Raw genomic sequence first — 26,159 nt, forward strand, 5'->3', positions numbered from 1 at the left:
TTCCATCGCAAAGAAGAGTTGAACCTGAAGAGAACGCTAAAAGATATCGCGTCCACGTTGGTGAACATACCACTGCCAGACCATCCGCGTGGCGATACTGCGCAGCGGACGCCACGATTCGGCCCGCTCGGCGATCTGTTGCCGCGATGGGTATTCGGTCTGGTCGACCTCCTGGATCCCTTTGACGAGCGCCAAATCGCCCAAGGGCAAAACGTCCGGTCGCTGCAGCGCCATCATCAAATACACATCGGCCGACCAATCCCCCAATCCCAGCTGGGCGACGATTTGTGATCGCACCGTTTCATCGTCCCATCGAGACAGCGCCGCGATCTCAAATTCACCGGCCAGGCAAGCGTCCGCCAGCGCCAGTGCGTAGCGTGCCTTCTGGCGACTGAACCCCAACTGGCGCAGTCGCTCGTCACCCAGATCACGAACCGCACGGGGGCTGGGATCGTTTCGGCACGCGTCGTTCAGCCGGTCAAAGGTCGCCTTGGCCGATTCGACCGAGACCTGTTGTTCCAGAATGATGTGAACGAACGTCGCATAGGTGGCCGCCCGTCGCAGCAACGGCGGCGGACCGAACCGGCGATGAATCTTTCGCAGCACCGGATCCGTCTCGGCCAATCGAACAGCCCCTTCGGCAAGCGACTTCTTGGTCAAGCGGATCGGCTTCGGCTGCGTCGGGCTCAAAGAATCTGGTCCAGCTCTTCGGTCAGCGTTTTGAATCGTGCCAGCGTCGTCTTGACCGGTTCGGGGCTGGCCATGTCGACACCGGCATCACGCAACAAATCCAGCGGATCTTTGCTGCAGCCCCCCGAAAGGAATTTCAGGTAGTCGTCCAATTCTGACTTGCCCCCTTCGAGCACACGCCGCGACAAAGCCACGGCCGCACTCAACCCGGTCGCGTACTTGTAGACATAAAACGCACGATAGAAATGCGGGATCCGGAAACATTCCAGTTCCAGTTCTTCGTCGACGACGAACTCGGGGCCGAAATACGCGTCCAACAGTTCGCGATAAGTTGCGCGGAAGGACGCAACGGTCAACGGTTCACCCGCCTCGGCCATCTCGTGAGTCTTCTTTTCGAATTCTGCAAACATGGTTTGACGCACAACCGTCGCCCGGATGCTGTCCAATTCGTTGTTGATCAAGTAGGCACGCTCGTTGTCATCGGCGGCATGTTTTAGCAAGTGCTCGGTCAGCAATTGCTCGTTGAACGTGCTCGCCACTTCGGCCACAAAGATCGTGTAGTCGTAATACTGGAAGGGCTGATTTTTCGACGAATACCAACTGTGCATCGAGTGACCGGCTTCGTGGGTCAACGTGAACACGTCGTTCAAAACGTCGGTTTTGAAATTCATCAAGATGTACGGATCGCCGTCAAATGATCCGCAACTGAACGCCCCGCTTTGCTTGCCACGGTTGGGGTATCGGTCCGCCCAGCGATTCTTCAGGCCCGCGGCCAGCGTGTCGGTGTATTCGCTGCCCAACGGGGCAAGTGATTCGATCACCACGTCGACCGCCTGGTCCCACGAATGTTCCTTCTTCATGTCGCTCAGGATCGGGACATAGGTGTCATAGGCGTGGATGTCCGGCAAATCCATCTTGCGTCGTCGCACGTCCAGGTACTGATGCACGCTCGGCAACGACTCGCGGACCGCGGCGATCAGATTGTCGTAAACGTCCACCGGCACGTTGTCGGGGAACAACGCACCCGCCAGCGAACTTTCATGGTTTCGCGCCCGGGCATAGTAGACGTCGCGGTGGATGCTGCCGGCCAGCGTCGCGGCGAGCGTATTTTCGTGTTCGGCGAACTCTTTGTAGTACTGGTGGAACGCGTTGCGGCGGATCTTCCGAGCCGGGCTGTTGAGGAATTGAATGAACGACGCGTGCGAGAGTTCTTGTTCGTTGCCGTCGGCGTCTTCCACCGATCCGAACCGCAAGTCCACGTCGTTCAGCTGGCGAAACGCGTTTCCGGCCGCCGACGCCATTTCGCCCTGCATCGCCAGCAAGCGTTCTTCTTTGTCACTTAACGTGTGTGGCCGCTGGCGAAGCAACCGCTCCAGTTGCAATTTGTACGGTTGCAGCAGCGGGTCGGCGACCAACGCGTCCATTTTTTCCGGATCGATCGCCAGCAATTCCGGGCTCATGAAGCTCGCCGCCTGGTTGGCGCGGACGGCCAGATTCTGGAACCGCGACTTCATGCCCTGGTAATCGCTGTTGCCCTGGTCTTCGGTCGTCTTCAGGAACGAATAAATCGCAACCCGTTCGGCGCGGCGTGAAAAGTCCGAATCGAAATGCAGCACTTCCAGCAGCGTCGCGGCCGATTCACCCAATCGACCGCGATAGGTTTCATAGGTCCCGAGTTGGGAATCCAGTTCTGCAAACGCGGTTTCCCAATCGGAATCGCTGGCGAACAAACTGGCCAGGTCCCAGCAATCGCTCGCTGGCACCTCGGAGCGTTCCGGGAGCGACTTGGGGGCAGAGGGTGTCGAAGTTGCGTTCATTGCAATCTGGAAAGCTGGGTTGTGAACTGGAGGAGGTGGATCCCGACGGCGACCGTCCGTTCCGCAGGAATCAATCAAACAATCAATCGAATGTTTCGTCGGGGCCCGGAAAGCTACCGTCGCCGACCGCTTGGTGGAACGCCGACGCGGCGGAGCGAATCGTCTCGCCGATCGAAGCGTACGTTCTAACAAACTTGGGAGTGTAGCCCGACGTCAATCCGATCAAGTCGTGGGTGACCAGGACTTGGCCCGTGGTCGCTCGTCCGGCGCCGATTCCGATCGTCGGTACGCGAACCGCCGCGTGAATCGCTTCGGCTACCGACTCGGGAACACATTCGATCAACACGGCGAATGCCCCCGCACGCTCGGCGGCGATCGCGTCTTTGACCAACGCCTCCTGATCGCGTTGGATCTGGTAACCGCCCTGGACGAAGACATTTTGCGGTCGCAATCCGACGTGGGCCATCACCGGGATCCCCGCGGTGACCATCGCCTCGATGCGCGACGCCTGTTCAGCGCCGCCTTCCAACTTGACCGCGTGGCAGCGTGTTTCCTTCAGCACCCGGGCACCGCAACCGATACTGCGTTCGATCGACAGCTGGCCGTCGGGAAAGGGCAGGTCGACGACCACCATCGCTCGCGAGGCCGCACGACCGACCATTTCCGCGTGGTAGATCATCTGGTCCATCGTCACCGGCAGGGTGGTCTCATGCCCCTGGACCACCATCGCCAGCGAATCGCCGACCAACAACACATCGATCCCGGCTTGGTCGAGCAGTCGTGCCGTGGGGAAATCGTACGCCGTCAGCATCGAAATCGAGCCGCCGGAATCGCGCCGCCGTTGCAGCGAGCGGGTGGTCACGCGTGGGGGAGCTTTTTCGTCGACCATCGAGAGGTTTGCCATGCACCGATTGAACAACACCCGCCGAAATCCACGGCAGGGATCAACTGGCAGAGTAACAGACCAGCTAGCCCGCGAAAACCGTCCTCCAAGTTCGCCGCGGCCGCCGCCATCGGAACGAATCGGCCGGCGACACACGCCATCACGACTCTGGGTAAACTGGTGCAAATCCCCCCGATTCCACCTGATCGAATCTTTCGCCGGTGCCCCACCCATGAACCGCATCTCCCCGCCGCTGATTGCCCTGTTCCTGTCGATCCACTGCTTCCTGTCGATGCAATGCGGTTTCGACAATCCCCTGGCCGCACAAGCTCCCGGTTTCGGGACGGCCGATCTTGGCCAGGGGCAATCCAACGTGCCCGCCGGCACGCTGCCGGCCAACGAGGTCACCAACTTCAAAGGCACCCTGAAAGGCATACGCCGCAATCTGGTCGTGGTCGAAAAAGAGGACGGCAGCGAAGCCTTGGTCGCGATGCCCGACACGATTTCGTCGTTCCAGTTCGTCGCCAAAGCGACCCCGGCGTTCTTGCAACGCGGCATGTTGATGCGTTTCTCGGCCAATTTCGGCCCCGGCGGAGTGCCCCTGGCCCCGGTCGGAAAAATCACGCTGTTTCAACCGGTCGACCCGCGCTCGCTGCACGGCCGGACCAAAGAACAATTCACGCCCGGCATTTACTCTGACACCCACCGCGGCAACCGCAACCAACCGATGGTCGGCAAGCTATCGATCGTGGGCCGATTGATCGGGCTGGCCCCCAACGGCGTGCTGGCCGTCCAAGCCGGAAAAATGCCGGTCCAAGTGCCGGTCGATGCCAACACCACGCTGGAAGTCCGCTACAACAACTTGGCACTGGCGCAAGAAGGCGACGCGGTCACCGTGGCCGGTTTCTACCAACCCCCGAATGAGAATCAGGTCAAAGCCGACCGCATCACCATCTCCACCGACCGCGTTTACGGTGAATACCAACCCGCTCCCGAGCGAAAATCGAGACGTCGGCGCGGTGACAAACAGGACGCCGACGACGGAAAACAGGCCGACACTGAACAACCATCGGGGCAGCAACCATCGGGGCAGCAACCATCGGGTCTGGGAGACGACGCGGAAAAAGGGGACAATGCAAATCCGGACGACGCCAAACCAGACACCCAGCAAGAGGAGCTATGAAAACCCTGATTCAAGGAGGACGTCTGATCGACCCGGCGGGGAACCTCGACCAGATCGCCGACCTCTGGCTCCAGGACGATGCGATCATCTCCGGCGAGTCACTCAGCAGCGAGGACGCCGATCGCGTGGTCGACGCCCGCGGCTGTGTCGTGATGGCCGGCGGCATCGACATCCACACGCACATCGGCGGCGGAAAACTGTCCATCGCCCGGCTGTTGATGCAGGACCGGATCGACGACGACGCCCGCGCGACCGCCCGCGCCGCGGCCCAGTCCGACTACTTGCCCTCGGCCGCCATCGCCGCCCGACGCTACCTGGAAATGGGATACACCGTCGCGCTCGAACCGGCGGTGATCCCCTGCAACGCCCGCGCGGCCCATGCGGAAATGGCCGACATGCCCGATTTGACCACCGGCGGATTCTGTCTGCTGGGCAACGACGAATTACTAATGTCCCTGGTCGCCGCCTCGGCGCCCCAAGCGGAAATCAACGACTACGTCGCCTGGATGGTCCGCGCCACGCAAAGCATCGCGGTCAAAGCGGTCAACCCCGGCGGGATTTCCGCCTTCAAATTCGGCCGCCGCGAATTGGACGTCGACACGCCCCATCCGCACTACGGCGTCACGCCGGCCCAAATCATCCGCCGGCTTGCCAGGGCCGTCCACGAAATCGGGCTCGTCCACCCGCTACACATCCACACCAGCAATCTGGGTGTGCCGGGCAACATCCGTTCGACGATCGCAACGATCGAAGCCGCCGACGGATTGCCGATCCACCTGACGCACGCCCAGTTCCATTGTTACGGCGATGAAAGCCAATACGGGATGTCGTCGGCGGCGGACCAACTGGCCGCCGCCATGGCCCAACACCCCAACGTGACGATCGACGTCGGACAAGTCATGTTCGGCCAGACGGTCACGATCAGCGCCGATGAACCCCACCAATACGACAACCGCCGTCACGCGTCGCCACGCAAAACCGCGATCGTCGACATCGAATGCGAAGCCGGTTGCGGCGTCGTCCCGTTTCGATACCGCCGCCGCCAATTTGTCCACGCGTTGCAGTGGGCGATCGGGCTGGAATTGTTCCTGATGATCGATGATCCGTCGCGAGTTTTCTTGACCACCGACCATCCCAACGGAGCACCGTTCACCGCCTATCCGCACTTGCTGCGATTGCTCGGCGATCGCTCCTTTCGCGAAACCGCGCTGGCGGAAATCCACACCGATGCTGCGGCGGCAAGTTCCCTGGGCGGCCTTTCGCGGCAATACACGCTGCACGACATCGCCACGATGACTCGCAGCGCCCCGGCCGCCATCATGGGACTCTCTCGGCACGGACGGCTGACTCCCGGCGCGATCGCGGACGTCAGCGTGTACGAAACACAAGACGACCTGGAAACCATGTTTCGAACACCCCGTCATGTCTTTGCCAGTGGCCGACATGTCATCGACGGCGGAACCTATGCACCGTGGGGAGCGCCGTCGACCGCGACCAATCGGCCACCCCACAACACCGTCACCGCGGACGTCCCCCATGACCCGCAATCGGTCCAGCGGTTCCGAAATGCGTACAACGCGTCATCCACGTTTGACCTAAATCGATTGCGGATCAGCGACGATGAAATGCAGTCGGTCCTCCATTCGCACCCGATCAAGCAAGCGATGCGGGAGCGTGTCCAGTGAACGAAGAAACAAAACCTCCAGGCACGGACAACCCGACCGACGCGAACCGGCCGGTGGAGATCAACGGGGTCCGCATCGAAGCCACCTTTGCGGAAGCCTTTGACATGAAGGCCACCCGCGTCATCATCACCGCGATGGACGAAATCTGGGCCGAACACGCCGCATCGGCGATGAGCGGATTCGGGACCAGCGTGATCGACTGCAAACTGGAAATCGATATCGAACGCCGACTGTCGCCCAGCGAGACGCCCGACGGCCGCCCCGGGATCGCGCTGCTGGCCTTTGCCATGTCCGGCGGCGATTTGGAAAAACAAATCACCCGACGCGCCGGACAATGTGTGCTGACCTGCCCAACGACCGCGCTGTTTGCCGGGCTGACCGACGACGTCCCCCGCGACAAGCGAATCGCGCTTGGCAAAACGCTGCGTTTCTTCGGCGACGGAAACCAGATCAGCAAGGTGATCGACGGGAAACGGTTCTGGCGGATCCCCGTGATGGATGGCGAATTCATCTGCCAACACGATGCTCCACGCGTCTCAGGGATCGGAGGCGGCAATTTCCTGTTGGTCGCCCGCGATCTACATGCCGCCAGTCGCGCCGCCCGTGCCGCCATCGGAGCCATCGACCCGATCCCCGATGTGATCACGCCGTTCCCGGGCGGTGTGACGCGTAGCGGTTCCAAAGTCGGGTCGAAATACAAGTCGATGATCGCGTCGACCAACGATGCATATTGTCCGGCCCTGCGCGGCATCACCGACTCGCAGTTGGCCGACGGCGAAAACGCGGTGCTGGAAGTCGTCTTGGACGGGCTGAGTTTCGACGCGATTGCCGAAGCGATGCGAACCGGCATCCGCGCGGCATGCAGCAGTTGTGGGGAACACGGTTTGGTGGCGGTCACCGCGGGAAACTACGGCGGCAAACTTGGACGACACCATTTCCACCTGCACGAGGTCCTGTCATGACGCGCTGGCACTTGCAACGCCGTGGGACCGTCGGCAACGACTCCGCACCGCTCTCGATCGACGCGTCCAACATTCGACGCCGCCGGATGGCCGACAAATCAGCCGCCCAGATCAACGAACTGACCATCACCGCCGACGGACGACCGGTTGGACTCGGCGAACTATTTCAGGTGACGATTGATGAATCGGAAACCGATCAGATCGTCGTCGAAGGCCAACTGGATCGCGTGCACGGTTTGGCGGCAATGCACGATCACGGCGATTTTGAAATCATCGGATCTGCCGGCCATTACACCGCGTGCGGCATGACCGGCGGGCGGGTTCGCGTCCAAGGCGACGCCGGCGACTACGTGGCCGCCCCTTGCGGCACTCGCCGAAGCGGCATGTCCGGCGGCGTGATCGAAATCCATGGCGGCGCCGGCAACTACGTGGGGCATCGGATGCGACGCGGGACGCTGATGATTCGCGGGTCGGCCGGGACGATGCTGGGCGCGTCGATGGTCGCGGGAACGATCTGCGTCGGCGGAGCGACCGGCGACGGATTGGCGGTCGGCATGAAGCGGGGCAGCGTGATCCTGGCTGACGCCACCAACGTGGTGCGGCAAGCCGATCAAGACGAAGACGGTGCGAAGCGACGGTTTTCAAGCCCGATCCGGTTTGATCCCGCGTTTTTCAGCCTCTACCGCGAGCCGATGTTTCAGGAGATCACCCAGATGCTGCGGCGGTTGCCGGTCTTTCGGACCCGCGCCGACCGTCACGTCGGCGGGTTGGGAGAAGTGATTTTTGCGGCGACCGCGGAAACGGCGCTCTCCTAAGTATTCCGCCGCAGCTTGTTCTCCGGGTAGTGGACGAGTTCTCCGGGTAGTGGACGAGTTCTCCGGGTAGTGGACGAGTTCTCCGGGTAGTGGACGAGTTCTCCGGGTAGTGGACGAGTTCTCCGGGTAGTGGACGAGGCGACGAGTCCATTACGACGGGGCCTGTCGGACTGCCAATGGCTAGGACTCCTCGCGTCGTCCACTACCGTTTACCCGAATCTTTAGGCGTGACAGATTCCTACACCCCGATCGCATTACCACGCGTTCGGTTGCTGTAATCGCCGCGGCTGGCTTCGACCATCGCAAATCGCTCACGCCAAAGAAAACGTTGCAGCAGACTGGGGCGACGCAAGTTGGGATCGTCGGCTTCGATTGTATGCACCTTGCCCTTGGCCGTGACCAGCCTCAGGTGGCCGTCGGGGAGCACTTCATCGACGACCCAGAATTTGTCGACGACATAGCCGTAGGTCTCACCCTTGGGCGAGGCCACCACTTGTGCGGCGCGGCGTCCGGGATTGGCGCCACTCTTGCTTTTTCGATAGACCGCCCAGTCCCCCGGTTTCCAGTTTATGTGCATGACTTGTTCCTCTCGTTCGCCTCAATTTGCCCGGCCTGGCCTTCAAGATGCCCGGCTTCACCTCGGAGTTGCTTGATCGCCTGCCACACAGGCCCCACGAAGCACTGGCCCCACGAAGCACTGGCCCCATTACCACACTGGATCCTCACCCAAACCTCAACGAAAAAACATTCGCTCGCCTTGCGTTGATCGGGTGTCCGTTTCTTCGTCGGAGTGCTTGTGATCTGCAAATCCACGATTCAAAATTTCAACACTGGCGCCCGATGATTCGTGAAGCCGCTCCACTTTAACATTACGCACATTGCCGGCGTGCGGACAGTTGAAAACGTGTTGAGAAGTCCATTTCTTCATGACTTTCACACTTTTTTCGCAAGAACCGACACGTTTGGGATCTGAGTTGACGCCAATTCGACAGGTATCAAACGACACGCGGCAGAGGTTGAAGCGGAAATCAGCGTGGGGCGACTTCTGGCCTCGCGCAGCCGCGTCACGTTTCGACAAGCTCGAAGCGCAAGCGAGAGAGTCTGCTGGGTCCCGACACACGATCCCGGCGTGACACGCTTGTCGTCGGTTTAATTTCGCTCAAAGTGACACCGGCACGGCTGTTTGGCAACAAGTGCGGTTTGGATCGCCGCGTAACCTTGCCAGCAGACTCCGCGACGCCTTAAGATACGCGGTGTTGGCCTGTTTGTCGTTGGCAGCAGTTCACCCCGAGAACTCATCACGCTTCAAAGGAATTGCGTCGTCATGTTGCTCGCCCCGTCGTCTGCGTTCGCCGCAGATCTATTCGCTGCCGATTCCACTGTGATGCCGACCGCAGCGATGCAACTGCCGCCGGGGCCGCTGATGCCGTTGGCCGCCAACGGAGCCTTTTACGCGGCCCTGATCGCCATCGGAACGTTGGTGTTTCTGATTTTTGCCGCCGTGATGGGGTTCTTTCTGCTGCGTTACGGAAAACTGTGGGTCCAGGCCTACATGTCCGTCGCGGACGTCAGCTTGCCGAGTTTGATTCGGATGCACTTCACCAAGGTCAACCCGAACGTGATCGTCCAGGCCAAGGTGATGTCGGCCCAAGCCGGACTGGACATCGGCCGCAAAGCCGGGATCAGCACGCGGCGGTTGGAAGCCCACTATCTGGCCGGCGGCAATGTGATGAACATCATCCACGCCATCATCGCGGCCGCACGGGCCGAGATCCCTCTCGATTTTGACCAAGCCGCGGCAATCGACTTGGCCGGACGCGACGTCCTGGACGCCGTCCAGACCAGCGTCTATCCCAAGGTCATCGACTGCCCCGATCCCAGCCGCAGCGGCAAGACCACGCTGAGCGCGATCACGAAAAACGGAATCGAGCTGCGTGTCCGGGCTCGCGTGACCGTGCGAACCAACTTGGAACAATTGATCGGCGGTGCCACCGAAGACACCGTGATCGCCCGTGTCGGCGAAGCGATCATCAGTTCGATCGGTTCGGCCGAAACACACTTCAAGGTGCTCGAGAATCCGGACATGATCACCCGAGTCGTCCTGGACCGTGGTCTGGACGCCCAGACCGCGTTCGAAATCGTCTCGATCGACATCGCCGACATCGACGTCGGAGAGAACATCGGCGCCCGACTGCAAAGCGATCAAGCCGAAGCCGACACACGGGTCGCTCAGGCCGAAGCGGAAAGCCGTCGCGCCGAAGCCGTCGCCCAAGAGCAACAGATGCGAGCGATGGTCGCCAGCAACAAGGCACACCTGGTGCTGGCCGAAGCCGAAGTGCCCAAAGCGATGGCCGAAGCGTTTCGCGCCGGTCGTATTTCGGCACCCAACGGATCTGCCATCTGACGGATCCCGTGAACGAACACGAATCGACCTCTTACCGCGTCAAGTTCCCCAGCGGAGCCGATCGCGCTGATCATCTTGCGGGCATCGTCGATCGCCCCAAGATGTGGCATCCCTACAAAAAAACCGGCGGCATGCGACCGCGGCCGGTCGTCGTCTATTCCCATTGCTTTACCTGCAACAAAGACTTCAAGGCGACCGTCAAAATCAGTCGCGCCCTGGCCCGTGACGGGATCGCGGTGCTGCGCTACGACATGACGGGGCTGGGCGGCAGCGACGGCGATTTCTCCAAAACCAACTTCACCACCAACCTGCGTGATCTGGCCGCGGCGATCCGTTTCGCCAACGATGAATTGGGACCGGTCACCGCGTTGGTCGGGCACAGCTTCGGTGGCATCGCCTCCCTGGTCACCGCCGCAAACTCTGGTGCCCATCCAGCGACGGATCACCAAGACGCAGACTTGCTGCGGAATTTGAAATTCGTCGCCACGCTCGCCGCCCCCAGTGACACTCAACACCTGGCGACGCTGCTCTCCCGGATGAACCCGGCGATCGAATCCGAAGGCCAAGGCGACGTCACCATCGGTGGCATCACCTGGACGATCCGCCGACAGATGCTCGATGATTTTCGCCGCCACAACGTCACCAACCGGCTGCCGCAAATCGATTGCCCCGTCCTGCTGCTTCATTCCCCGGTCGATGCGACCGTGGGAATCGATCACGCGATTCGCTTGATGACGCTGATCCAGACCGATCGCTCGGCCGCCGACCAGGCGCTCACGCCGGTCAGTTTGATGTCGCTGCCCGGGGCCGACCATCTGTTGGCCAAACATCCACAAGACCTGACCTTTGTCTCGCGGATCCTCGCCGCCTGGTGCCACCGTTTCGTCGACGACGATCACGCATCCGGCTAGCATCCCTACGCAGCAAGGTTTTCGGGTAGTGGACGAGACGACGAGTCCATCCGGATTGCCAACTGCGAGGACTCCTCGCGTCATCCGCGACCGCTACTCCGACGATTATGGCGAAACGGAAGACTCGGCTTTGTCCCTAACCCCTCATGGGGCGTATGAAGTAGCGGAATTCGCCAAGAATTTCGGCTGTTCCCGCGTGAACTGCTGCACGACGAAAGCCATGGCGGCTTCCGCGATGGGTTTAGGGACAAAGCCTAATAAAACGTCCACAACTGCGCCCGAAAGAGCAGGCCGCTGCCGCCGGCAACGTAACCGGTCCGAGACTGCTGGGCAGGCGAGTCGTTCAGATCGGCCAATTCGAACGTCGCACGCGCGTTACGCTGACCAAACAGATACCAGTTGAATCCGGCTGAGACCTCGTCGCCACTGCCTTGCTTGCCGGTGACGTATGAACCTCGGGCAAATACCTCGACCGACTTCGGAACAATGAATGCTCCCGATTGGACATAAAACCCATGGTCAAACAACGACTGGAACTCGCTGCCCGATGCACCACGCAGATTCCTCAGCCAACGGCAATAGTACTCGCCACTCATGCTGGCGCCACGCCGCTTCAGCCCAGCGTGCACGGTGTATAGCCAAACGTCGAACTCGTCGACGCGCTCCCCCGGACGCAATGCCCCCTCTTCGGTCAACCTCGTCCCGTCAGTCAATCGAAACACCGTCCCCTCTTGATTGGGAACCTCCCCAATGACGCTCTCATTCTGGGTCTGAGTCAGACCATGGCCAAGCCGCAGGACGAACGAATCGTGATGCTCCAAGTCCGAAAAACCGACCCCGAAATCACCCAGCGGCTCCCACCAAGCAAGCATCGAATAGGCCAAGTTCGTGTCCAACGCGTCTGCCCGTAACGAAAGTGTGTTGAAACCGTCGCCCGCAAAAACCGTGTAGTGCAGCGAGTCGTTCAACGACCCATTGGCCCAAATCCCGGCACTGATCGAAGGACGAAAAAACGTCGTCGCCATCGTGCGGTCGACTCCGAGCGTGTACCGGGATGTCTGCTGCCACTCCCACGTCCCCGGAACCTTCCCAAGCCCCATGTAAAGACTCAGACGATCACTGATCCGAAACGACGTCCAACCCAGCAGCGGTAAGATCGAGCTGGACGCTACCGTGCTGTAATCGATATTCAAGTAGTACCCCAGGTCAGGCGAAAATGCATATCCTGAAAAAACAACGCGGCCGCGGTTGATGTCAAAGTCGTTTCGGTCGGAAATGTCGCGAGGATTTCCGGCCGCATCCGGATCAGGTTCGCCCCGGGCACCGAACTGCGTGAAGCGAAACTGATGGTGCAGTTCCAGCTTCAATTCGAATGGTATCCGCTGGCGACTGCACGGACGAAGCGTCCAGCCCCGATCGTAGATCACGTAGTGAGATGCCAGCGGCGCTGCGGTGACACAGAGGTCTGAACCACATGCCGGCCCGGGATCATCCAGCCGGCCGACCTCGTTCAGCCGATCCGCTTCGATGAACAGCGGCGCGATTTCCCCTTCGACTTCCACGACCCGACGCTCCAACTGCTCGATCCGCCGGAGCGCCGCGGCGAGTGATTCCTCGGCGCTGCATTCTCCGGCACTGCATGCGGCGGCTCCATCATCGACCGGCGCCCGTCGGGGCGGGTTGGTCGGGGTGTCGAGAGGGATGGGGTTGACCGTCCCTTGCCCACAAACCAACCCGGCCGATGCAATCAGCAGCCCCGCCCAGAGCCCGGCACGGCCCGCGGCTATTGATAGCAATTTCATTTCTTGATCCCCACGGAAAAGCTTGCTCCGCCGTCAAATTGACCTGTGCACCTTGTTGGTATTCGGCCGGGAACAGCTCGTCGGATGGTCAAATTTACGCATTTCCGCACTGCTCACCTGCGCGTCACCTGCCCGATGCCGTAGCACGAAGTGCATCGAAAGAACGCAGCGCAAAAATCGACGGCCATTTCCAACCGTTGAGAGACCGCGTCAGATTCCCTCTTGCGGAAAACAGCGCGCCCTTACCAGGAGACAACTGCGCACCGGCGTCCTACGACCTGAACCTTCGGCAATCCGCTTCCACGGCGGTGATTCGTGGCGATTTGGCCTCTCGGATGCACCACAGATTGGTCCGTCATTCAGGAGAACCAGACCATGACCTTCGAAGAGCAATTATCGAGCGAGCAGATCCGCACACTGCCGCTGCGTGACGCGATCGCGATCGACGAGCACACCGTGGCTCGGGCGGCGATCGCATTGATGCGGACGCATCACTTGGGATGTGCGGTGATCGTCGACCAGAACTGTCGTCCCACCGGTGTGTTTACCGAACAGTCCATCATCCGATTGCTGGTCGCGGGAGCGTCGTTAGACACGACACCGATTTCCAGCTACGCCGAGCCGGATTTCAGCGTGGTGCGAGCCAGCGATCCGATCATGACGGCATGGAAGGCCGTGGTCGATTCGGGCCGTCGATTCATGTGCGTGACCGACGACGAAGGGTACCTGATCGGCTTGACCGGCCAGCGTGGGCTGGCCGATTACGTGTGCGATTGTTATGCGAAACAGATCACCGTCCAGCGTCTCGGCAGTGCCCCGTGGATGCTTCAACGCGAAGGAGCTTGAGCGATGAGTTCGTACTTCAGATTGGATCCGGCTGAATCGATCGACCCGCTCTCCAACTTCGAGCCGGCCGACTACGACAGCGAACTGGAGCGAGCGCTGGCCGAGGACCCTGTCGCAGAAATCGATGCCAAACCGTATCTGCAGATCAGCCCGTATGCGACGGTTCAAGAGGCCGTGGAGATGCTGCATGATTCCGGTGCGGCAAGCTTGCTAGTCATCGACAGCGATCGCCTGGTCGGGATCTTCACCGAACGCGACGTGCTCGAAAAAGTGGTCGAACGGTACCCGCGAATCTGCTCGCGTCCGGTCGAAGAGTTCATGACCACTGACCCGACGATCGTCTACCAGTCCGACCCATCGGCCTCGGCCGCCGCGGCAATCGCCGTTGCCGGTCATCGCCACGTCCCCGTGTTGGACATGGACGAACGCGTCCAAGGCATCATCAGCCCCCGCCGGATGTTCGCCTTCATGGAAAAACACTTCAGCTAAACCGCACGTTGGTGTCTCGCCTTTAGGCGATTCCTCTCGCTGCTCCGCAGCGAGAGGCGACCGCCCGGAAGGGCCGACGTACTTAGCCGCGCCCCGTATCCACATCACGGATGTTTGTGGTCATGGTCATGACCATGATGATGCTGCTCGATGTGCTGGCGCAGCAGGTCCTTTCCGTAATCGTTTCCATTGGGTGTTCGAATCACGGCATGGATGTGGTCGCGTGTCGGCTCGGACGTTCGGAACGGCGCGACGCGTCGCTCGTGATCGAATTCGATCAGCAAGACCGGACTGTGGACGCGGTAGTAATAAACGCTGTCATCGCTCGTCTGTCCGACCCAGGAAAAATACGTCTCGTCCAGATGCCGCCGGACCTCGTCCATCTTCACCTTCGCATGCCCTTCGTCCATGTTCCCGACATACAGGCCGATCACCTTGAGCAGCAGCTCGCGTTGACCTTCGTCTAACTTTGATGCGGGTATCCCGGCATAATCCAGATCGATGTTGTCCTTGTACGCTTGGGCAACCGCGTTGTTGCCACTCTTGACGCTCGACACGATGGCCTGCTTTCGTTGCTCGGGGTCGAGGGATCGCATGAATTCCAGACCTGCGTTTTGTTCGTCCTGAAGCACGATCGTGCCTTCGAACTTACCGCTCGTCGCGTGCACCGGTTCACTGCCGACAAAAACCGGTGACATCACAACTTGGTCGCCCAGGACAAAGTAGTTGATGATCAAGTGATGCCCATCGATCTGCCAGCCCCACGGCTCACTCGTCGAAGGTTCGCCCATCACCGTGATCCAGTACAACCATTCCCCGTATTCATCGAAGTTGTTGGCCAGTTCCGCCAGAGTCCCATTCAGCTTCATGATGTCTTTGGACAACTTCAATCCCTTCGCGCTCAAACTGGCCCCCATCAGATCGAAGACGAGCTCGCGTTGGGCGGGCGACATTTCGTCAAACCCGACCCCCTGTCGTTTGTAGAAATGTCGGTTATCCCACTTTCGCCATTCCAGGTCGTCGACCGGGTACGTCGTTCGCGCCCGCTGCTGTTCACTTAGCGAAGCGAGAAACTTCTTCGCCGCGTCGACGACTGGCTTCGTGGTAACTCCGGTCGATTCGATCTTGAACAGCCCTTCGCGGATTTTGCCGCCGGAGCTGACCCCCCGGAATGGTTCGCTCAGCGAGGCCTCGCCCCCGCCACGTGGCCGTCTGCCCCCAGGAGGCTGTGAAACCGCATTGAAACCGACACCGGCAGCAGCCAGCAGAACACCGACAAACCAGATCTTTTTGTTGCCAAACATGGACATCCTTTTGCGACGAAGTCACAGAATCGAAACGGGGGTTTCAGGGGAGGAACCATGATACCCGGCGGCGGTCCCGACGTGTGCCATCGCCTCTCCACGTCGCTCCGACGTCCAGCCGAGCCCGCGAGAAGGAAGCAAGGGGATTGTTGCGCCGCTCCCTCGCGTCCTCCTTTGGGGAGCACAGCGGTATGGCTGAGGAGTGTCCCGACCGGAATGACCGCTACATGTCTCACCGGTTCACTCCTCCCCCGACCGCCGCGCGCGAATTTCTGTTGACTCCGGGGGCCAGTCCTTGCGTGTGTCCTATCAGTTTCTTAAGTCGCGATCCACATGGCGACAAACTCACCGATTCGGTCGGAGTCTCTCCAGGATCGATCACACGTTATAGAAACAACTACCCGATTTACGTTGGAGGCCCACCGTGGCTCACGCAATTGCCTTTCGCCCCAGTCGTGCCCGAAAGGGTTTTTCGCTCGTCGAGCTGTCGGTCGTCGTCATCATCATCGGCGTCCTGGCGGCGTTCGGCGTCCCGCGACTTTTGCAAAGTGTTGAACGAAGCAAAGCATCCGAATCATTCAAGTACCTGGCCAGCGTGCGTGCGGCCCAAGAGCGCTATCAGGCACGCCAAGGGACTTACGCGTCGGATCTGACTCAATTGGACATGGAACAAGCCCCGCCGAAGTACTTTAGCGTTGGCGTCGCGGCCGCCGGCAGCTCGGGAAGTCTGGAAGATTCCTGGACGCTGACGCTGACGCGATCCGGTTCCAGCTCGGGTTACGGTGCTTACACCGTGACATTCACCGAAGACGGTTACGACGCGCTCAACAGTACGATCGATGCGGAAATCAACCCGCAGAGCACCTAGGGCAAGCCCTGGTAAAGCCTGACGGCCCGACCGCTTTCTGGGGGGAAAGCGTGGCATGATCCGTCATCGTGATCTTCGATGCCACCACCGATCCATTCAGCTGGGGCAGTCCGTCGCCATCCACGGACCGCCCTTTTTTCGTGCCAGGTTGACTGGCCAATCGCATCCTGATGCGGCAGTGGGTTCTCCACGTCACCGTGGGAACCCCTGACGCATCGCCGGAGGGGGGACGTTTCCATCATGACCACAGGTAGCGATCGATCTCGCAGCCAAGTCGTCGGGGTGTTGTTCGGAAAACAACACCTTCACGGCTGCCGCGCATCAACCACCATGTTCGGCTCGGTGCGGTACGAGTACGCCTCGGTCGAGGTCCAAAGCGATGATCTGGGTCAATCGCTCGCACAACTACTCGACACGTTGGACGTCGCCGACGCCCCAGCCCCCATTGCCGCGGCGATTCCGACCAGTGAGTGCTACTTTGCGACCCGCCCGATCAACTCCGGCGGCGGCAACGCAAGCCCTCGCACCCTGTTGCGCGAGTCGCTGCGAAGCACCACCGCGAAACTCGATCAACTTGCGATCGATGTCCTCAATTGGCAAGCCCATCGTCGGCAACTGGTCAGCATTGTGGCCGCCCCGCGAGATCGCATTGAATTGATCCGTGAGACGATCGCCGCCAGCCGGCATTCCCTTCAACGGCTCGAACCGGCCGCCAACGCGCTGATCAGTGCGGCGGTTGAAAACGAACGCAAGGAACGTCGCGACCGACTGGTCACACGGGTGTTTCTGGGTGACACGAGTCTGTTGGCGGTGATGACCAAAGGAACCCGCGCGATCCACTGGCAGAGCATCCCTCTGCCCCAAGGCGACGAGGGGACGGGCATCGTGTCCATCGTTCGTTCCGTCGAAGCCGCCTATGCCGCCTGTGGGCTGGAAACACCGCCCGAAGCGGTCAGCATCTATGGCCGCCGTGAACTCCAATCGCTGATCGATCGACAGTGGTTGAGCCACAATCTGCCCAGCGATTTTCGTTGGCTTGACGCACCGTCGATGAAACCGGAACACATCGCGCGGGCCTGCGCCGATGGATTCCTGGCCGACGACGAAGACGAATTCGATTTCGTCCGCGAGTATCGCGAGCCGCTCAAACTGCACCGCGTCGTGCCGTACAAAGAGATCGCCCTGTACTTGCTCGCCGCCTGTGCCCTCGCGATGGTCCTGCACGACCGTCTGAAACAAGCCGAAGCGAATCACGTCGCGCTGGTGTCCAGCGCCCCGGCGATGATCTCCGACGGATCCAACCCCCGCCCGGAGCGTGACCGATTGAACGCGCGAGCGTCGGCTGTCAGCACGTTTATGGATAAACGTATTCGCTGGAGTCCGATGCTCGGCCAGATCACGGCGGTTTTGCCCGAAGGCACGCGGCTGACCGGAATCCGCGGCTCGGCGACGATGACCCAAAAGCGAAAACGCGCCGTCAAAACCGCCCCGACCACGCTGATCCTGCAAGCCGAATGCGTCCTCGACGACGACGGCCAGCTCCCCGCCTCGGTCAGCCGATTGACCAAAACCGTCGGCGGGCTGGAAAGCGTCGCCGAACACTTTCAACGCGTCGAACTCAGCGACCTCCGACGCACCCTGTCCCAGGAAACCGGTATCGCCGGCGCCGAGTTCTCGATCATCCTGACCACCAGCGGCAAAGCAAAGGGTTAAACCATGGATCATCCCCAAGCGGATCGGAAAAGGGGTCAGGCCCCAAAAATGCGAAGCACCCTTAGGGCCATTTGGTTTTTGGGGCCTGACCCCTTTTCCGAGTTCTCGATCATCCTGACCACCAGCAACAAAGCGAAGGGTTAGACCATGAAGAATCCCGAAGCGAAAAAGGACTGGCGCCAGGAACTGCAGCAAGCCGCCGAACAATTGCGTGATCCGCTACGCATGCGGATCGCCGTCGCGCTGGTCATGGTCGTCCTCATGTTTTTCGCGATCAGCGAGCCGCTGCACGGCAAAACCAAAAAGACACGCCGCGATCTGCAACAGCTGCGCGCGAAAGTCAAAACTGCCGAAGAAGTCATGTTGTTGGAGGACGCGCTGGAACATGTCCGGCCGCGGATCATCCAGGGCGAAGGCAACGATGCGGTGACCAGCTTTTTCATCGATCTGTTCCGCGACGGCGGCGCCGACCTGCTGCAAATCAATGCCGAAGCCCCGCAACGGCTGGGACCGATCTACAACGTCCGCGTCACGCTGGATTTGGAAGGCGAATTCTCCCAGCTCAACGACGCGCTGTTCCTGTTGGAATCACAACCCGAATTGATCCGTGTCGAGACGCTGGTGATCAATCCGGCCGAGCGCGGCGACGCCAAGCCCACGATGCAGTTGTCCGTTCGAATGCTGAAGGAGAAGGAATGAACGTCGCCCTTCAAAAGTACGGACCACCAGCGGTCGTCATCGCGATCGCGTTGCACCTCGGTTGGCCCCCCTCGGCGCCACTGGACCTGGGCGAAGACGTCGTCCGCGCCAAATCGGTGCGTTGGAAAGTCTCCGATCTCCAGTCCCCGTCCCGGCCCGCGGCGATCAACAAAGATCCCTTTGCGGCCGTGCTGGTCGAGACGTCTGCGGCCGACTCGGAAACTCACGCAACGACAGACGAATCGGTTCCGGACGAGCCGATCGGGCCGACGCCCGAAGACCTGCACGTCGGATTGCGACTCGGCGGAATCGCCCAAACCGACCACCACCGCTGGGCCATCATCAACGGTCGGGTCTGCAAGATCGGCGACCGGTTGCCGGTCATCGGACTCAACGACCTGTCGGCAACGATCCGCGACATCGCCGCCGATCATGTCACCGTCGTCGCCGGTCCGCTAACGGTCCAACTGAAACAACAAGAACGAAAATCTCGTTCGGGCAAGACACCCCATGCGTCCGCACCCTCGCCGCCGCAATCCGGCTCGCCGACCCCGGATCCAGACGAACTGGAATCGGATGAGGACGAGGATCGGGATGAGGATCAAGATCCGCAGGATGGCGATTCACCGTCGGCCGCTGCGGCCCGCCGTGGGAGCGGCGAAAACCCGAAACCGCCGACATTCCAAACGACCACCTGAGACCGAACGGACATGGTCTCGGTCGCAGACTCGGTCTCGGCTGGAACAACCAAACTTACTCGCACGTGGCACGGCACAATGAGCAACGCAACGACTGCTCTGGCATCGCAAAACCATCCGCTGATCATTCGGCTGTTGGAGTCGATCGACAATCTCGATCCGGAAAAGCTGGAGGAGCTTTGGCAATCGGTCGGCAAGGCGGATGTGACGATCGAAGAGTCGATCATTCGCTGCGGCGTTGCCACCGAAACCCAGATCGCCAAATCGTATGCGGACCACTACTTGGTGCCGTTGTTCGATCCGCCGGCCGACTCGCCACCGCCGATCGATCCGTCCGTCGCCTCGGTGCTGCCCAATCGACTTTGCCGTGATCACCTGATCGCACCGCTCAGCGACAACGGCGGCGTGTTGGAAGTCGCCGTGTTCTCGCCGGATTCTTTGTTGCTGGCCGACGAGATCAAATTGCTGACCGGTCGCCAGATGCGCCCCATGTTCGCACCGCTTTCGGTGATCGAACGACTGTTGACAATGCTTTACGAGGAAGGCGGTTGGAACACCGCGATCCCCGTTTCCACCGCGACCAGTTTCCAGGAAGTCGACGACGCCGACGAATTGGACCAGGAAGAAGCCGCCGAGGCGACCGAGGTCATTCACCTGGATCAAGCACCGCCGCCGGGACGCGACGGTCGCATCATCCGCTACGTCAACAGCATTTTCGAACAGGCCCTGTCCACCGGCGCCAGCGACATCCACATCGAACCCTACGAAGACGAATGTCGCGTCCGCTTGCGTGTCGATGGGGTGTTGTCCGAAGTCCAACCGCCGCCGATGCCGTTGCTCAATTCGGTGATCAGCCGCTTGAAAGTCCTCAGCAAGATGGACATCGCCGAACGACGACTTCCGCAGGACGGCGCGATCGCGTTGCGGACCGGCGAGCACCGAGTGGACATGCGGGTCAACACCTGCCCGACCGTGTTCGGCGAAAAGATCGTGATGCGGGTGCTGGACAAGAACGCGCTGCCACACGATCTATCGATGCTGGGCATGGACTCGCGACAATTCAAGGACCTGACCGAATCGATTCAAAGCCCGCACGGATTGATGCTGGTCACCGGCCCGACCGGAAGCGGAAAAAGCACGACGCTGTATTCCTGCCTGAACGCACTGAACGACGAAAAAACAAACCTGTGCACCGTCGAAGACCCGGTCGAATTCAAGTTCGGCGGCATCAACCAGGTCCAGACGCGTGCCAAAGTCGGACTGACGTTCGCCAGCGCGCTGCGGGCCTTCCTGCGGCAAGACCCCGACGTGATCATGGTCGGTGAAGTGCGGGACGACGAGACGGCGGAGATCTGCATGCGGGCCGCGTTGACCGGACACTTCGTGTTCTCCACCCTTCACACCAACGACGCGCTGAGCAGCATCACCCGTTTGCAGGACATGGGCATCGAACCCTTTTTGCTGGCCAGCACGCTGCGATTGCTGGTCGCCCAACGGTTGGTCCGACGCCTGTGCGATGAATGCAAGGTGCCGTACCAGTTGGACCCCGAATCGAGCAAGCGGTACGGAATCCCACGCGAGATTCCGGTGTTCCGGGCCGGCGGTTGCGAACGCTGTCGCGACATCGGCTACAAGGGTCGGCTGGCCGTGTTTGAAGTGATTCGGATCAACCAAAACCTGAAAGACATGATCCAAGCCGGCGAATCGGTCGGCGCCATGAAACGTGCCGCGGTCCAAGACGGCATGAAGTTGCTCGCGCAAAGCGCCGCGGCGAAGGTCGCCGAGGGGCTCACCAGCCTGGAAGAAGCCGTCAGTTTGTGTAACGATCACTAACCCCCATCCCTGTCATGTCTCTCGACGCCTGGTTCCTGTCTCGCGCACGTGTCTCTGCAAAGCAGCATGGACGCGCGAGTCTGGACGACAAGATGACATTCTTCCAACAACTCGGGTCGCTGCTGGCGTCCGGGACGCCGCTGCTGCGCGCCTTGCACGTGGCCGCCGAACAGAACCAAAGCAAAGCACTGCAAACGGGGATGGAGGAAGTGGCCGAGCGCGTCGCCTCCGGGATGCCGCTGCACTCGGCGATCGAAGCGACCACCGACATGTTCCCGATGCACTGGGTCGCGATGATCGCCACCGGCGAAGCGACCGGAAAACTGGACGAAGTCTTGGTCGACCTGAACCGCCAAATTCGTGAGGCGGCCGACACCCGCAGCAAGTTCATCGGATCGATGATCTATCCCTGCGTGTTGATTTTTGTCGCCATCCTGGTCGTGTTCGCGATGCTCTGGTTTGTCGTCCCGACCTTCGGCGACATGTTCAAAGAGATGGGCGCCGAACTGCCCGGCATCACGGTCTTCGTATTGGACCTTAGCGACCAAGTCGCCGCCTATGGCCTGTATGTCATCGCGGCCTGCGGCGTCGGCGGATACCTGTTGAAACGCTGGCTGGGGACCGACGCGGGTCGGCGACGATCGATCAGCGTCATGGTGGCGATTCCGGTCGTCGGCGATCTGGTGATCCAATCCTCGATGTATCGGTTTGCGTCCAACCTGGCACTGTTGCTCAAGAGCGGTGTTCCGATGCTGGAAACGATGCAGACCGTCGCCGACGTCTTCGCCGCCCAACCGCCGTATCGCGAAGCCATCGAGTACGCAAAGAATCGCATGGCGGCCGGTCGCAGCCTGGCCGATGGTCTGGAGGAATCTGGCTTGTTCACTTCCATGATGGTCAACGCGGTCCGCGTCGGCGAAGAATCGGCACAACTGGGCCGCGTGATGGAAGAGATCGCGCCGTACTATCGCGAAAAGACCCAAGCGTTCATGTCCCGCGTGACCAAACTGGCTGAACCGGCCATCATCATGGTCATGGGCGCCGTGATCAGCGTGGTGATGCTGGCGATCTACATTCCGATGTTCGAAATGGCGGGGAATGTCAAGTGATCGACCGCCGCAAAGCAAATCGAAACGCGTTTTCGCTGATCGAAGTCATTGTCACGATGACGATCCTGGCCGTGCTGTTGACCTTTGCCGCCCCCAGCGTCATTCAAACGATGGAACAGTCGCACGCCGATTTGGCCGGCGCCAGTTTGCGTTCGATCGCCTCCGCCCAGCGGTTCTTCTGGCTGGAAAACCGAACCTACGCGACCTCGCTTCAGGATTTGATCGACGCCGAATTGGTCGACAACGAATTGATCAACGCATCGCCCCGCTATGAGTTCTCGATCACCGCGGCCGATGTCGCGGGGTTCACGGCCCAGGCGCGACGACGAAGCTTCAACGGCGCCGGAAATCCCGTCTACAACGGCGCCTGGAGTGGTGACTTTCAGATCGACGAGACGGGCGAAATCAGCGGAGACGTCGAGGGCAGGTTCAATCCGATCCTCGGTGATTCTCCCACGATCGTCCCAGGATTCTGAGGGCGTCCACGATGAGCCGATCGAAAACCTTGCCCGCACAACGTCGCGGGTCAACCTATCTGGAAGTCCAAGTCGCGATGGTGCTGCTGTCGATCGGAATCAGCGGACTGTACAGCTTGTCGGTGATCCAGTCGCGTCAAACGGCCCAGCTGCAGCAGATGCTTCCCGCCGACCAGATCGCATCGATCAATCCCGTGACCGCCGGCAGCCCCGCCGAAGCGGCCTGGGCGAAAAAGTTCGGCGTCTACGCGGACATCGTCCCCAACGCGGTCGCCGCACCGACGCCCAACTACCCGCTCAATTCGGGATACCAGGAAATCCGCGACAACGAAGACATCAGCGGCTTCACCACCCACGCGGCAACCGGAGGCGATGATTGGGAAGAGTTCGGCGGACACTCGGGCGACAACGAATCGACCGTCCACGAAATCCAAACCGCCGCCGCCTACGGGTCCTACGCGATGTTCTCGTTCTACAGCGTCCCGCCGGGTGACTATGAAGTCTTCACCCATGTGCCGGAAAAGAAAAACTCGTACGTCGGCGAGTTCGGGTCCGCGGTTCCCCACTACGTCTATTGCGGCAGCTGGCAAGGGCCTGTCCATGTCGACCAACGCGCGCTCAAGCATGACTTGGAACTTTCCGGACGGTGGTGGGAAAGCCTGGGCGTTTACACCTGTACCGACAGCACCGTGCACGTGCTGATCTACGACTCACCGATCTCTGGTGATTGGTTGGTCGCCGATGCCGTCATGCTGCGCTGCCGCCGATCGGTCGAAATCGTCACGCCCGCCCGGCCAACGACCAGCGGCGGAGCGACCGTCACCGTGGAGTTGAAGTGATGGCCGGCAATCCCCGACCGCAACGACGACGTGGAATGAGTCTGCTGGAAGTCACGATCGGATCGATCATGGCCGCGACGATCACCGTGATGGCTGCCGGCGTGACCATGGACCTGACTCGCAACGTCGCGGACAACATCGCCCGCACGCGCGTGGCCGGCGAAGCCCGATTGGCGATCGAAACCTTTCGACGCGATTTTGCCGGCAATGATCCGGACTCTCCTACCGGCGATCGCAACCGCTGGCGTCTGGTCGGCCGCATGATCCCCAGTGCCGACGAACTGCGACTTTGCTTCGACGCCGGCATCGACGGATCAGCCGATTGGGTCTCGCCGGACCGCGTCATCATCTACTCTGCCACCGACGGACAACTGATTCGTTCCGATCTGGAAAATGGCCGGACCAACGTGGTCGCCAACCTGGTCGACGCCGTGAATTTCGAAGTGACCGGCAACGAATTGAGGATCACGCTCGATTTCCGATTGGGCGGCGTCACGGAAACCTATGTCTTCAACACCCCCGACATCTAACGCCATGACCCAGCGACGCCCTTCAAGCCGACGACGCGGGTACGCCATGCTGGTGGTGATGCTGTTGATTTTGACCACCACCGCCATGGCCGCGGTGCACGCCCGCCAACTCGCCTCAGCACTGCGTATCGAACAAGCCCGAATGCGAAGCGAAACAAGGTCGCGCGGCCCGATGATGGTGCTGGCCCTCGCCTGTCAACGGATCGAAACCGGCAACCCCACGACCGGCAGCGTCTCGTACCAGTACTCGCATCACGACGGCGTCCAAACGACGCTCTACCGGATCACTTATCAATCCGTCGACACCGACAAGTGGAATGTCACCGCCGAGCCCGACCCGCTGGCCGGATCGCTGCCGAGCTTACCGGCTTCGTTTTAGTGCCGCCCGTTTTCAGGTAGCGGAACTCGCCAAGAGTTTCGCTCAACTGAGGATTCAGGTCGCGGGAAAACAACGAAAGCCTTGGCGGCTTCCGCTACCGCTTTCACCCCGACAGATTACTAGTTCGCCCGCATCCAACTTCGACGCGATCGCATCAGCGAACGCAACGGCGCGGCGAACGAGTAGTAACAGAACGCGATCGGCAGCGCCAACCAATGCAACAGAAAGACGCCGCCGAGGGCGAACATCGCTTGCCCGATTTGGTGCGTCGTGCGGCGTCCCTTGACCCATTGGGCCACCAGGTGCGGGTACTGGAACCGGGACACCATCAGGTACGCCAGCACGCCGGCCAGGGCAGGGATGAAATAGTGGGAACCGACCAACGCCGCGTCGGCAACCGCCTGGACGTTTTCGGGATAGATCTTGTTGCTCGCTAAATCCTTTAAGTCCGGCATCGCGATCGCAAACGCGGCCAGCGTCCCCGCCGCGGCCGGGCTGGGCAGCCCCTCAAACGTCTCGTGCGAATCGTCTTCATCGGTTTCGACGTTGAAACGAGCCAGCCGGATCAACACGCACAGCGTAAACAACACGCCCACGGCCCACAAAAACCGCTGCGGCAACGCATCACTGATCCGCCAGATGATCACCGCCGGAGCGGTTCCGAACGTGACGGCATCGCACAAACTGTCCAACTGCGCGCCAAACTCGGTCTCCTGGCCGGTCATCCGCGCAGCCGATCCATCGAGCGCATCGAACAACATGCCACCGAAGATCAACATTCCGGACGTGAACAGTTTTTGTTCCAGCGGCCAGCCCAGTTCGGCACCGCTGACCGCCACCGCGATCGCCCCCAGCCCACACACGCCGTTGCCGAGCGTCAGCATGGTGGGCAGCACCGCCAGCATGACTTTGCGACGACGCTTGCGTTTTTGACGCCGAAAATCCTTGCGTGACAACGGCTTGCCCGCATCCTGCTCCTCCGCCGCATCGACATCGCTCACGTCGTCGAACTCGTCCGCCGCGTGAAGTTCGCGTTTTAATTCGCTCATGGATGCCTAAAGGGTGACCGGAAAGAGAGTGCCGTCGAAGTGGATCAAAATGACGGAGAACATTGTACGCAAACGACTCTCATCCATGAATATTTGTAGAACATTTGTCCCAAATGTTCCCCCACCGCCGTCCCGGCGGAACGTGTGTCCTCTGGCAGCTTCGCTGCCATCAGGG

26 protein-coding genes are annotated in these 26,159 nt (G+C 60.6%); 18 read left to right on the forward strand and 8 right to left on the reverse strand.

Annotated elements, in window-relative coordinates; translation table 11 throughout:
- Nucleotides 1–36 precede the first annotated feature (36 nt).
- From H1B37_RS29210 to panB, 3 genes are all read right to left on the reverse strand, one after another.
- A complete protein-coding gene (locus H1B37_RS29210; RefSeq protein ID WP_182870826.1) occupies nucleotides 37–660 on the reverse strand; it encodes a DNA-3-methyladenine glycosylase family protein in 624 nt (207 codons plus the stop codon).
- 26 nt (nucleotides 661–686) lie between these two features.
- The gene (gene pepF, locus H1B37_RS29215) at nucleotides 687–2,507 is read right to left on the reverse strand and encodes an oligoendopeptidase F (protein WP_182870827.1); all 1,821 of its coding nucleotides are present in this window, start codon (nucleotides 2,505–2,507) and stop codon (nucleotides 687–689) included.
- 82 nt (nucleotides 2,508–2,589) lie between these two features.
- Nucleotides 2,590–3,411, reverse strand: a complete 822-nt coding sequence (gene panB / locus H1B37_RS29220) for a 3-methyl-2-oxobutanoate hydroxymethyltransferase (protein WP_286178338.1) — start codon at nucleotides 3,409–3,411, stop codon at nucleotides 2,590–2,592.
- 211 nt (nucleotides 3,412–3,622) lie between these two features.
- On the opposite strand from panB, the gene H1B37_RS29225 reads away from it, so the two are divergent.
- Genes H1B37_RS29225 through H1B37_RS29240 form a run of 4 tightly spaced genes read left to right on the forward strand, consistent with a single transcriptional unit; the run spans nucleotide 3,623 to nucleotide 8,035 of the window.
- Nucleotides 3,623–4,573 (forward strand): hypothetical protein, encoded by a 951-nt coding sequence (locus tag H1B37_RS29225; protein ID WP_182870828.1) that lies wholly within the window; start codon nucleotides 3,623–3,625, stop codon nucleotides 4,571–4,573.
- Nucleotides 4,570–6,258: a formylmethanofuran dehydrogenase subunit A gene (locus H1B37_RS29230; protein WP_182870829.1), complete on the forward strand. Its 1,689-nt coding sequence runs from the start codon at nucleotides 4,570–4,572 to the stop codon at nucleotides 6,256–6,258. Before H1B37_RS29225 ends, H1B37_RS29230 begins: the two co-directional genes overlap by 4 nt.
- Entirely contained in the window at nucleotides 6,255–7,220 is a 966-nt protein-coding gene (gene fhcD / locus H1B37_RS29235; RefSeq protein ID WP_436299019.1) for a formylmethanofuran--tetrahydromethanopterin N-formyltransferase, read from the forward strand. The genes H1B37_RS29230 and fhcD overlap by 4 nt, the downstream gene beginning before the upstream one ends.
- The gene (locus H1B37_RS29240; RefSeq protein WP_182870830.1) at nucleotides 7,217–8,035 is read left to right on the forward strand and encodes a hypothetical protein; all 819 of its coding nucleotides are present in this window, start codon (nucleotides 7,217–7,219) and stop codon (nucleotides 8,033–8,035) included. The genes fhcD and H1B37_RS29240 overlap by 4 nt, the downstream gene beginning before the upstream one ends.
- 238 nt (nucleotides 8,036–8,273) lie before the next feature.
- On the opposite strand, the gene H1B37_RS29245 is transcribed toward H1B37_RS29240, so the two are convergent.
- Complete coding sequence (locus H1B37_RS29245; protein ID WP_182870831.1) at nucleotides 8,274–8,612, reverse strand: hypothetical protein; 339 nt, start codon at nucleotides 8,610–8,612, stop codon at nucleotides 8,274–8,276.
- Nucleotides 8,613–8,768: 156 nt separating this feature from the next.
- The gene (locus tag H1B37_RS33455; protein WP_220498426.1) at nucleotides 8,769–9,113 is read right to left on the reverse strand and encodes a hypothetical protein; all 345 of its coding nucleotides are present in this window, start codon (nucleotides 9,111–9,113) and stop codon (nucleotides 8,769–8,771) included.
- 345 nt (nucleotides 9,114–9,458) lie between these two features.
- On the opposite strand from H1B37_RS33455, the gene floA reads away from it, so the two are divergent.
- Together floA and H1B37_RS29255 are read left to right on the forward strand one after the other, a co-directional pair.
- The gene (gene floA / locus H1B37_RS29250; protein ID WP_286178341.1) at nucleotides 9,459–10,439 is read left to right on the forward strand and encodes a flotillin-like protein FloA; all 981 of its coding nucleotides are present in this window, start codon (nucleotides 9,459–9,461) and stop codon (nucleotides 10,437–10,439) included.
- Between the two features lie 8 nt (nucleotides 10,440–10,447).
- Nucleotides 10,448–11,350 carry an alpha/beta hydrolase family protein gene (locus tag H1B37_RS29255; protein ID WP_353620953.1) on the forward strand — a complete coding sequence of 301 codons (903 nt, stop codon included), beginning with the start codon at nucleotides 10,448–10,450 and terminating at the stop codon, nucleotides 11,348–11,350.
- Nucleotides 11,351–11,604: 254 nt separating this feature from the next.
- Here H1B37_RS29255 and H1B37_RS29260 read toward each other — a convergent pair whose 3' ends face one another.
- Nucleotides 11,605–13,152 (reverse strand): putative porin, encoded by a 1,548-nt coding sequence (locus tag H1B37_RS29260; protein WP_182870832.1) that lies wholly within the window; start codon nucleotides 13,150–13,152, stop codon nucleotides 11,605–11,607.
- Between the two features lie 375 nt (nucleotides 13,153–13,527).
- Between H1B37_RS29260 and H1B37_RS29265 the strand changes: the two genes are divergently transcribed.
- Both H1B37_RS29265 and H1B37_RS29270 read left to right on the forward strand, forming a co-directional pair.
- On the forward strand, nucleotides 13,528–13,998 hold the full coding sequence (locus H1B37_RS29265; protein WP_182870833.1) for a CBS domain-containing protein: 471 nt from the start codon (nucleotides 13,528–13,530) through the stop codon (nucleotides 13,996–13,998).
- 3 nt (nucleotides 13,999–14,001) lie between these two features.
- On the forward strand, nucleotides 14,002–14,487 hold the full coding sequence (locus H1B37_RS29270; protein ID WP_182870834.1) for a CBS domain-containing protein: 486 nt from the start codon (nucleotides 14,002–14,004) through the stop codon (nucleotides 14,485–14,487).
- Between the two features lie 104 nt (nucleotides 14,488–14,591).
- On the opposite strand, the gene H1B37_RS29275 is transcribed toward H1B37_RS29270, so the two are convergent.
- Nucleotides 14,592–15,791: a DUF3500 domain-containing protein gene (locus H1B37_RS29275; protein ID WP_182870835.1), complete on the reverse strand. Its 1,200-nt coding sequence runs from the start codon at nucleotides 15,789–15,791 to the stop codon at nucleotides 14,592–14,594.
- Nucleotides 15,792–16,215: 424 nt separating this feature from the next.
- Here H1B37_RS29275 and H1B37_RS29280 point away from each other — a divergent pair, with 424 nt between their 5' ends.
- The 10 genes from H1B37_RS29280 (at nucleotide 16,216) to H1B37_RS29325 (ending at nucleotide 24,935) form a co-directional block, all read left to right on the forward strand.
- A complete protein-coding gene (locus H1B37_RS29280; protein ID WP_220498427.1) occupies nucleotides 16,216–16,659 on the forward strand; it encodes a type IV pilin protein in 444 nt (147 codons plus the stop codon).
- Nucleotides 16,660–16,899: 240 nt separating this feature from the next.
- Nucleotides 16,900–18,372 carry a hypothetical protein gene (locus tag H1B37_RS29285; protein ID WP_182870836.1) on the forward strand — a complete coding sequence of 491 codons (1,473 nt, stop codon included), beginning with the start codon at nucleotides 16,900–16,902 and terminating at the stop codon, nucleotides 18,370–18,372.
- A gap of 147 nt (nucleotides 18,373–18,519) precedes the next feature.
- Nucleotides 18,520–19,071 (forward strand): GspMb/PilO family protein, encoded by a 552-nt coding sequence (locus H1B37_RS29290; protein WP_182870837.1) that lies wholly within the window; start codon nucleotides 18,520–18,522, stop codon nucleotides 19,069–19,071.
- Entirely contained in the window at nucleotides 19,068–19,769 is a 702-nt protein-coding gene (locus tag H1B37_RS29295) for a hypothetical protein (protein WP_182870838.1), read from the forward strand. The genes H1B37_RS29290 and H1B37_RS29295 overlap by 4 nt, the downstream gene beginning before the upstream one ends.
- A gap of 78 nt (nucleotides 19,770–19,847) precedes the next feature.
- On the forward strand, nucleotides 19,848–21,602 hold the full coding sequence (locus H1B37_RS29300; RefSeq protein ID WP_182870839.1) for a GspE/PulE family protein: 1,755 nt from the start codon (nucleotides 19,848–19,850) through the stop codon (nucleotides 21,600–21,602).
- Between the two features lie 14 nt (nucleotides 21,603–21,616).
- A complete protein-coding gene (locus tag H1B37_RS29305; protein ID WP_182870840.1) occupies nucleotides 21,617–22,711 on the forward strand; it encodes a type II secretion system F family protein in 1,095 nt (364 codons plus the stop codon).
- Nucleotides 22,708–23,187: a type IV pilin protein gene (locus tag H1B37_RS29310; protein ID WP_182870841.1), complete on the forward strand. Its 480-nt coding sequence runs from the start codon at nucleotides 22,708–22,710 to the stop codon at nucleotides 23,185–23,187. Before H1B37_RS29305 ends, H1B37_RS29310 begins: the two co-directional genes overlap by 4 nt.
- Before the next feature lie 11 nt (nucleotides 23,188–23,198).
- The gene (locus H1B37_RS29315) at nucleotides 23,199–24,026 is read left to right on the forward strand and encodes a type IV pilus modification PilV family protein (RefSeq protein ID WP_182870842.1); all 828 of its coding nucleotides are present in this window, start codon (nucleotides 23,199–23,201) and stop codon (nucleotides 24,024–24,026) included.
- A 35-nt stretch (nucleotides 24,027–24,061) separates the two neighbouring features.
- Complete coding sequence (locus H1B37_RS29320; protein WP_182870843.1) at nucleotides 24,062–24,556, forward strand: hypothetical protein; 495 nt, start codon at nucleotides 24,062–24,064, stop codon at nucleotides 24,554–24,556.
- A gap of 4 nt (nucleotides 24,557–24,560) precedes the next feature.
- Complete coding sequence (locus H1B37_RS29325) at nucleotides 24,561–24,935, forward strand: hypothetical protein (RefSeq protein ID WP_182870844.1); 375 nt, start codon at nucleotides 24,561–24,563, stop codon at nucleotides 24,933–24,935.
- 119 nt (nucleotides 24,936–25,054) lie between these two features.
- On the opposite strand, the gene H1B37_RS29330 is transcribed toward H1B37_RS29325, so the two are convergent.
- Nucleotides 25,055–25,984, reverse strand: coding sequence for a CDP-alcohol phosphatidyltransferase family protein (locus tag H1B37_RS29330; RefSeq protein ID WP_182870845.1), 930 nt, complete (start codon nucleotides 25,982–25,984; stop codon nucleotides 25,055–25,057).
- Nucleotides 25,985–26,159 lie beyond the last annotated feature (175 nt).

It is taken from the genome of Stieleria mannarensis (assembly GCF_014154935.1).
In the GTDB taxonomy this organism is placed as follows: domain Bacteria; phylum Planctomycetota; class Planctomycetia; order Pirellulales; family Pirellulaceae; genus Stieleria; species Stieleria mannarensis.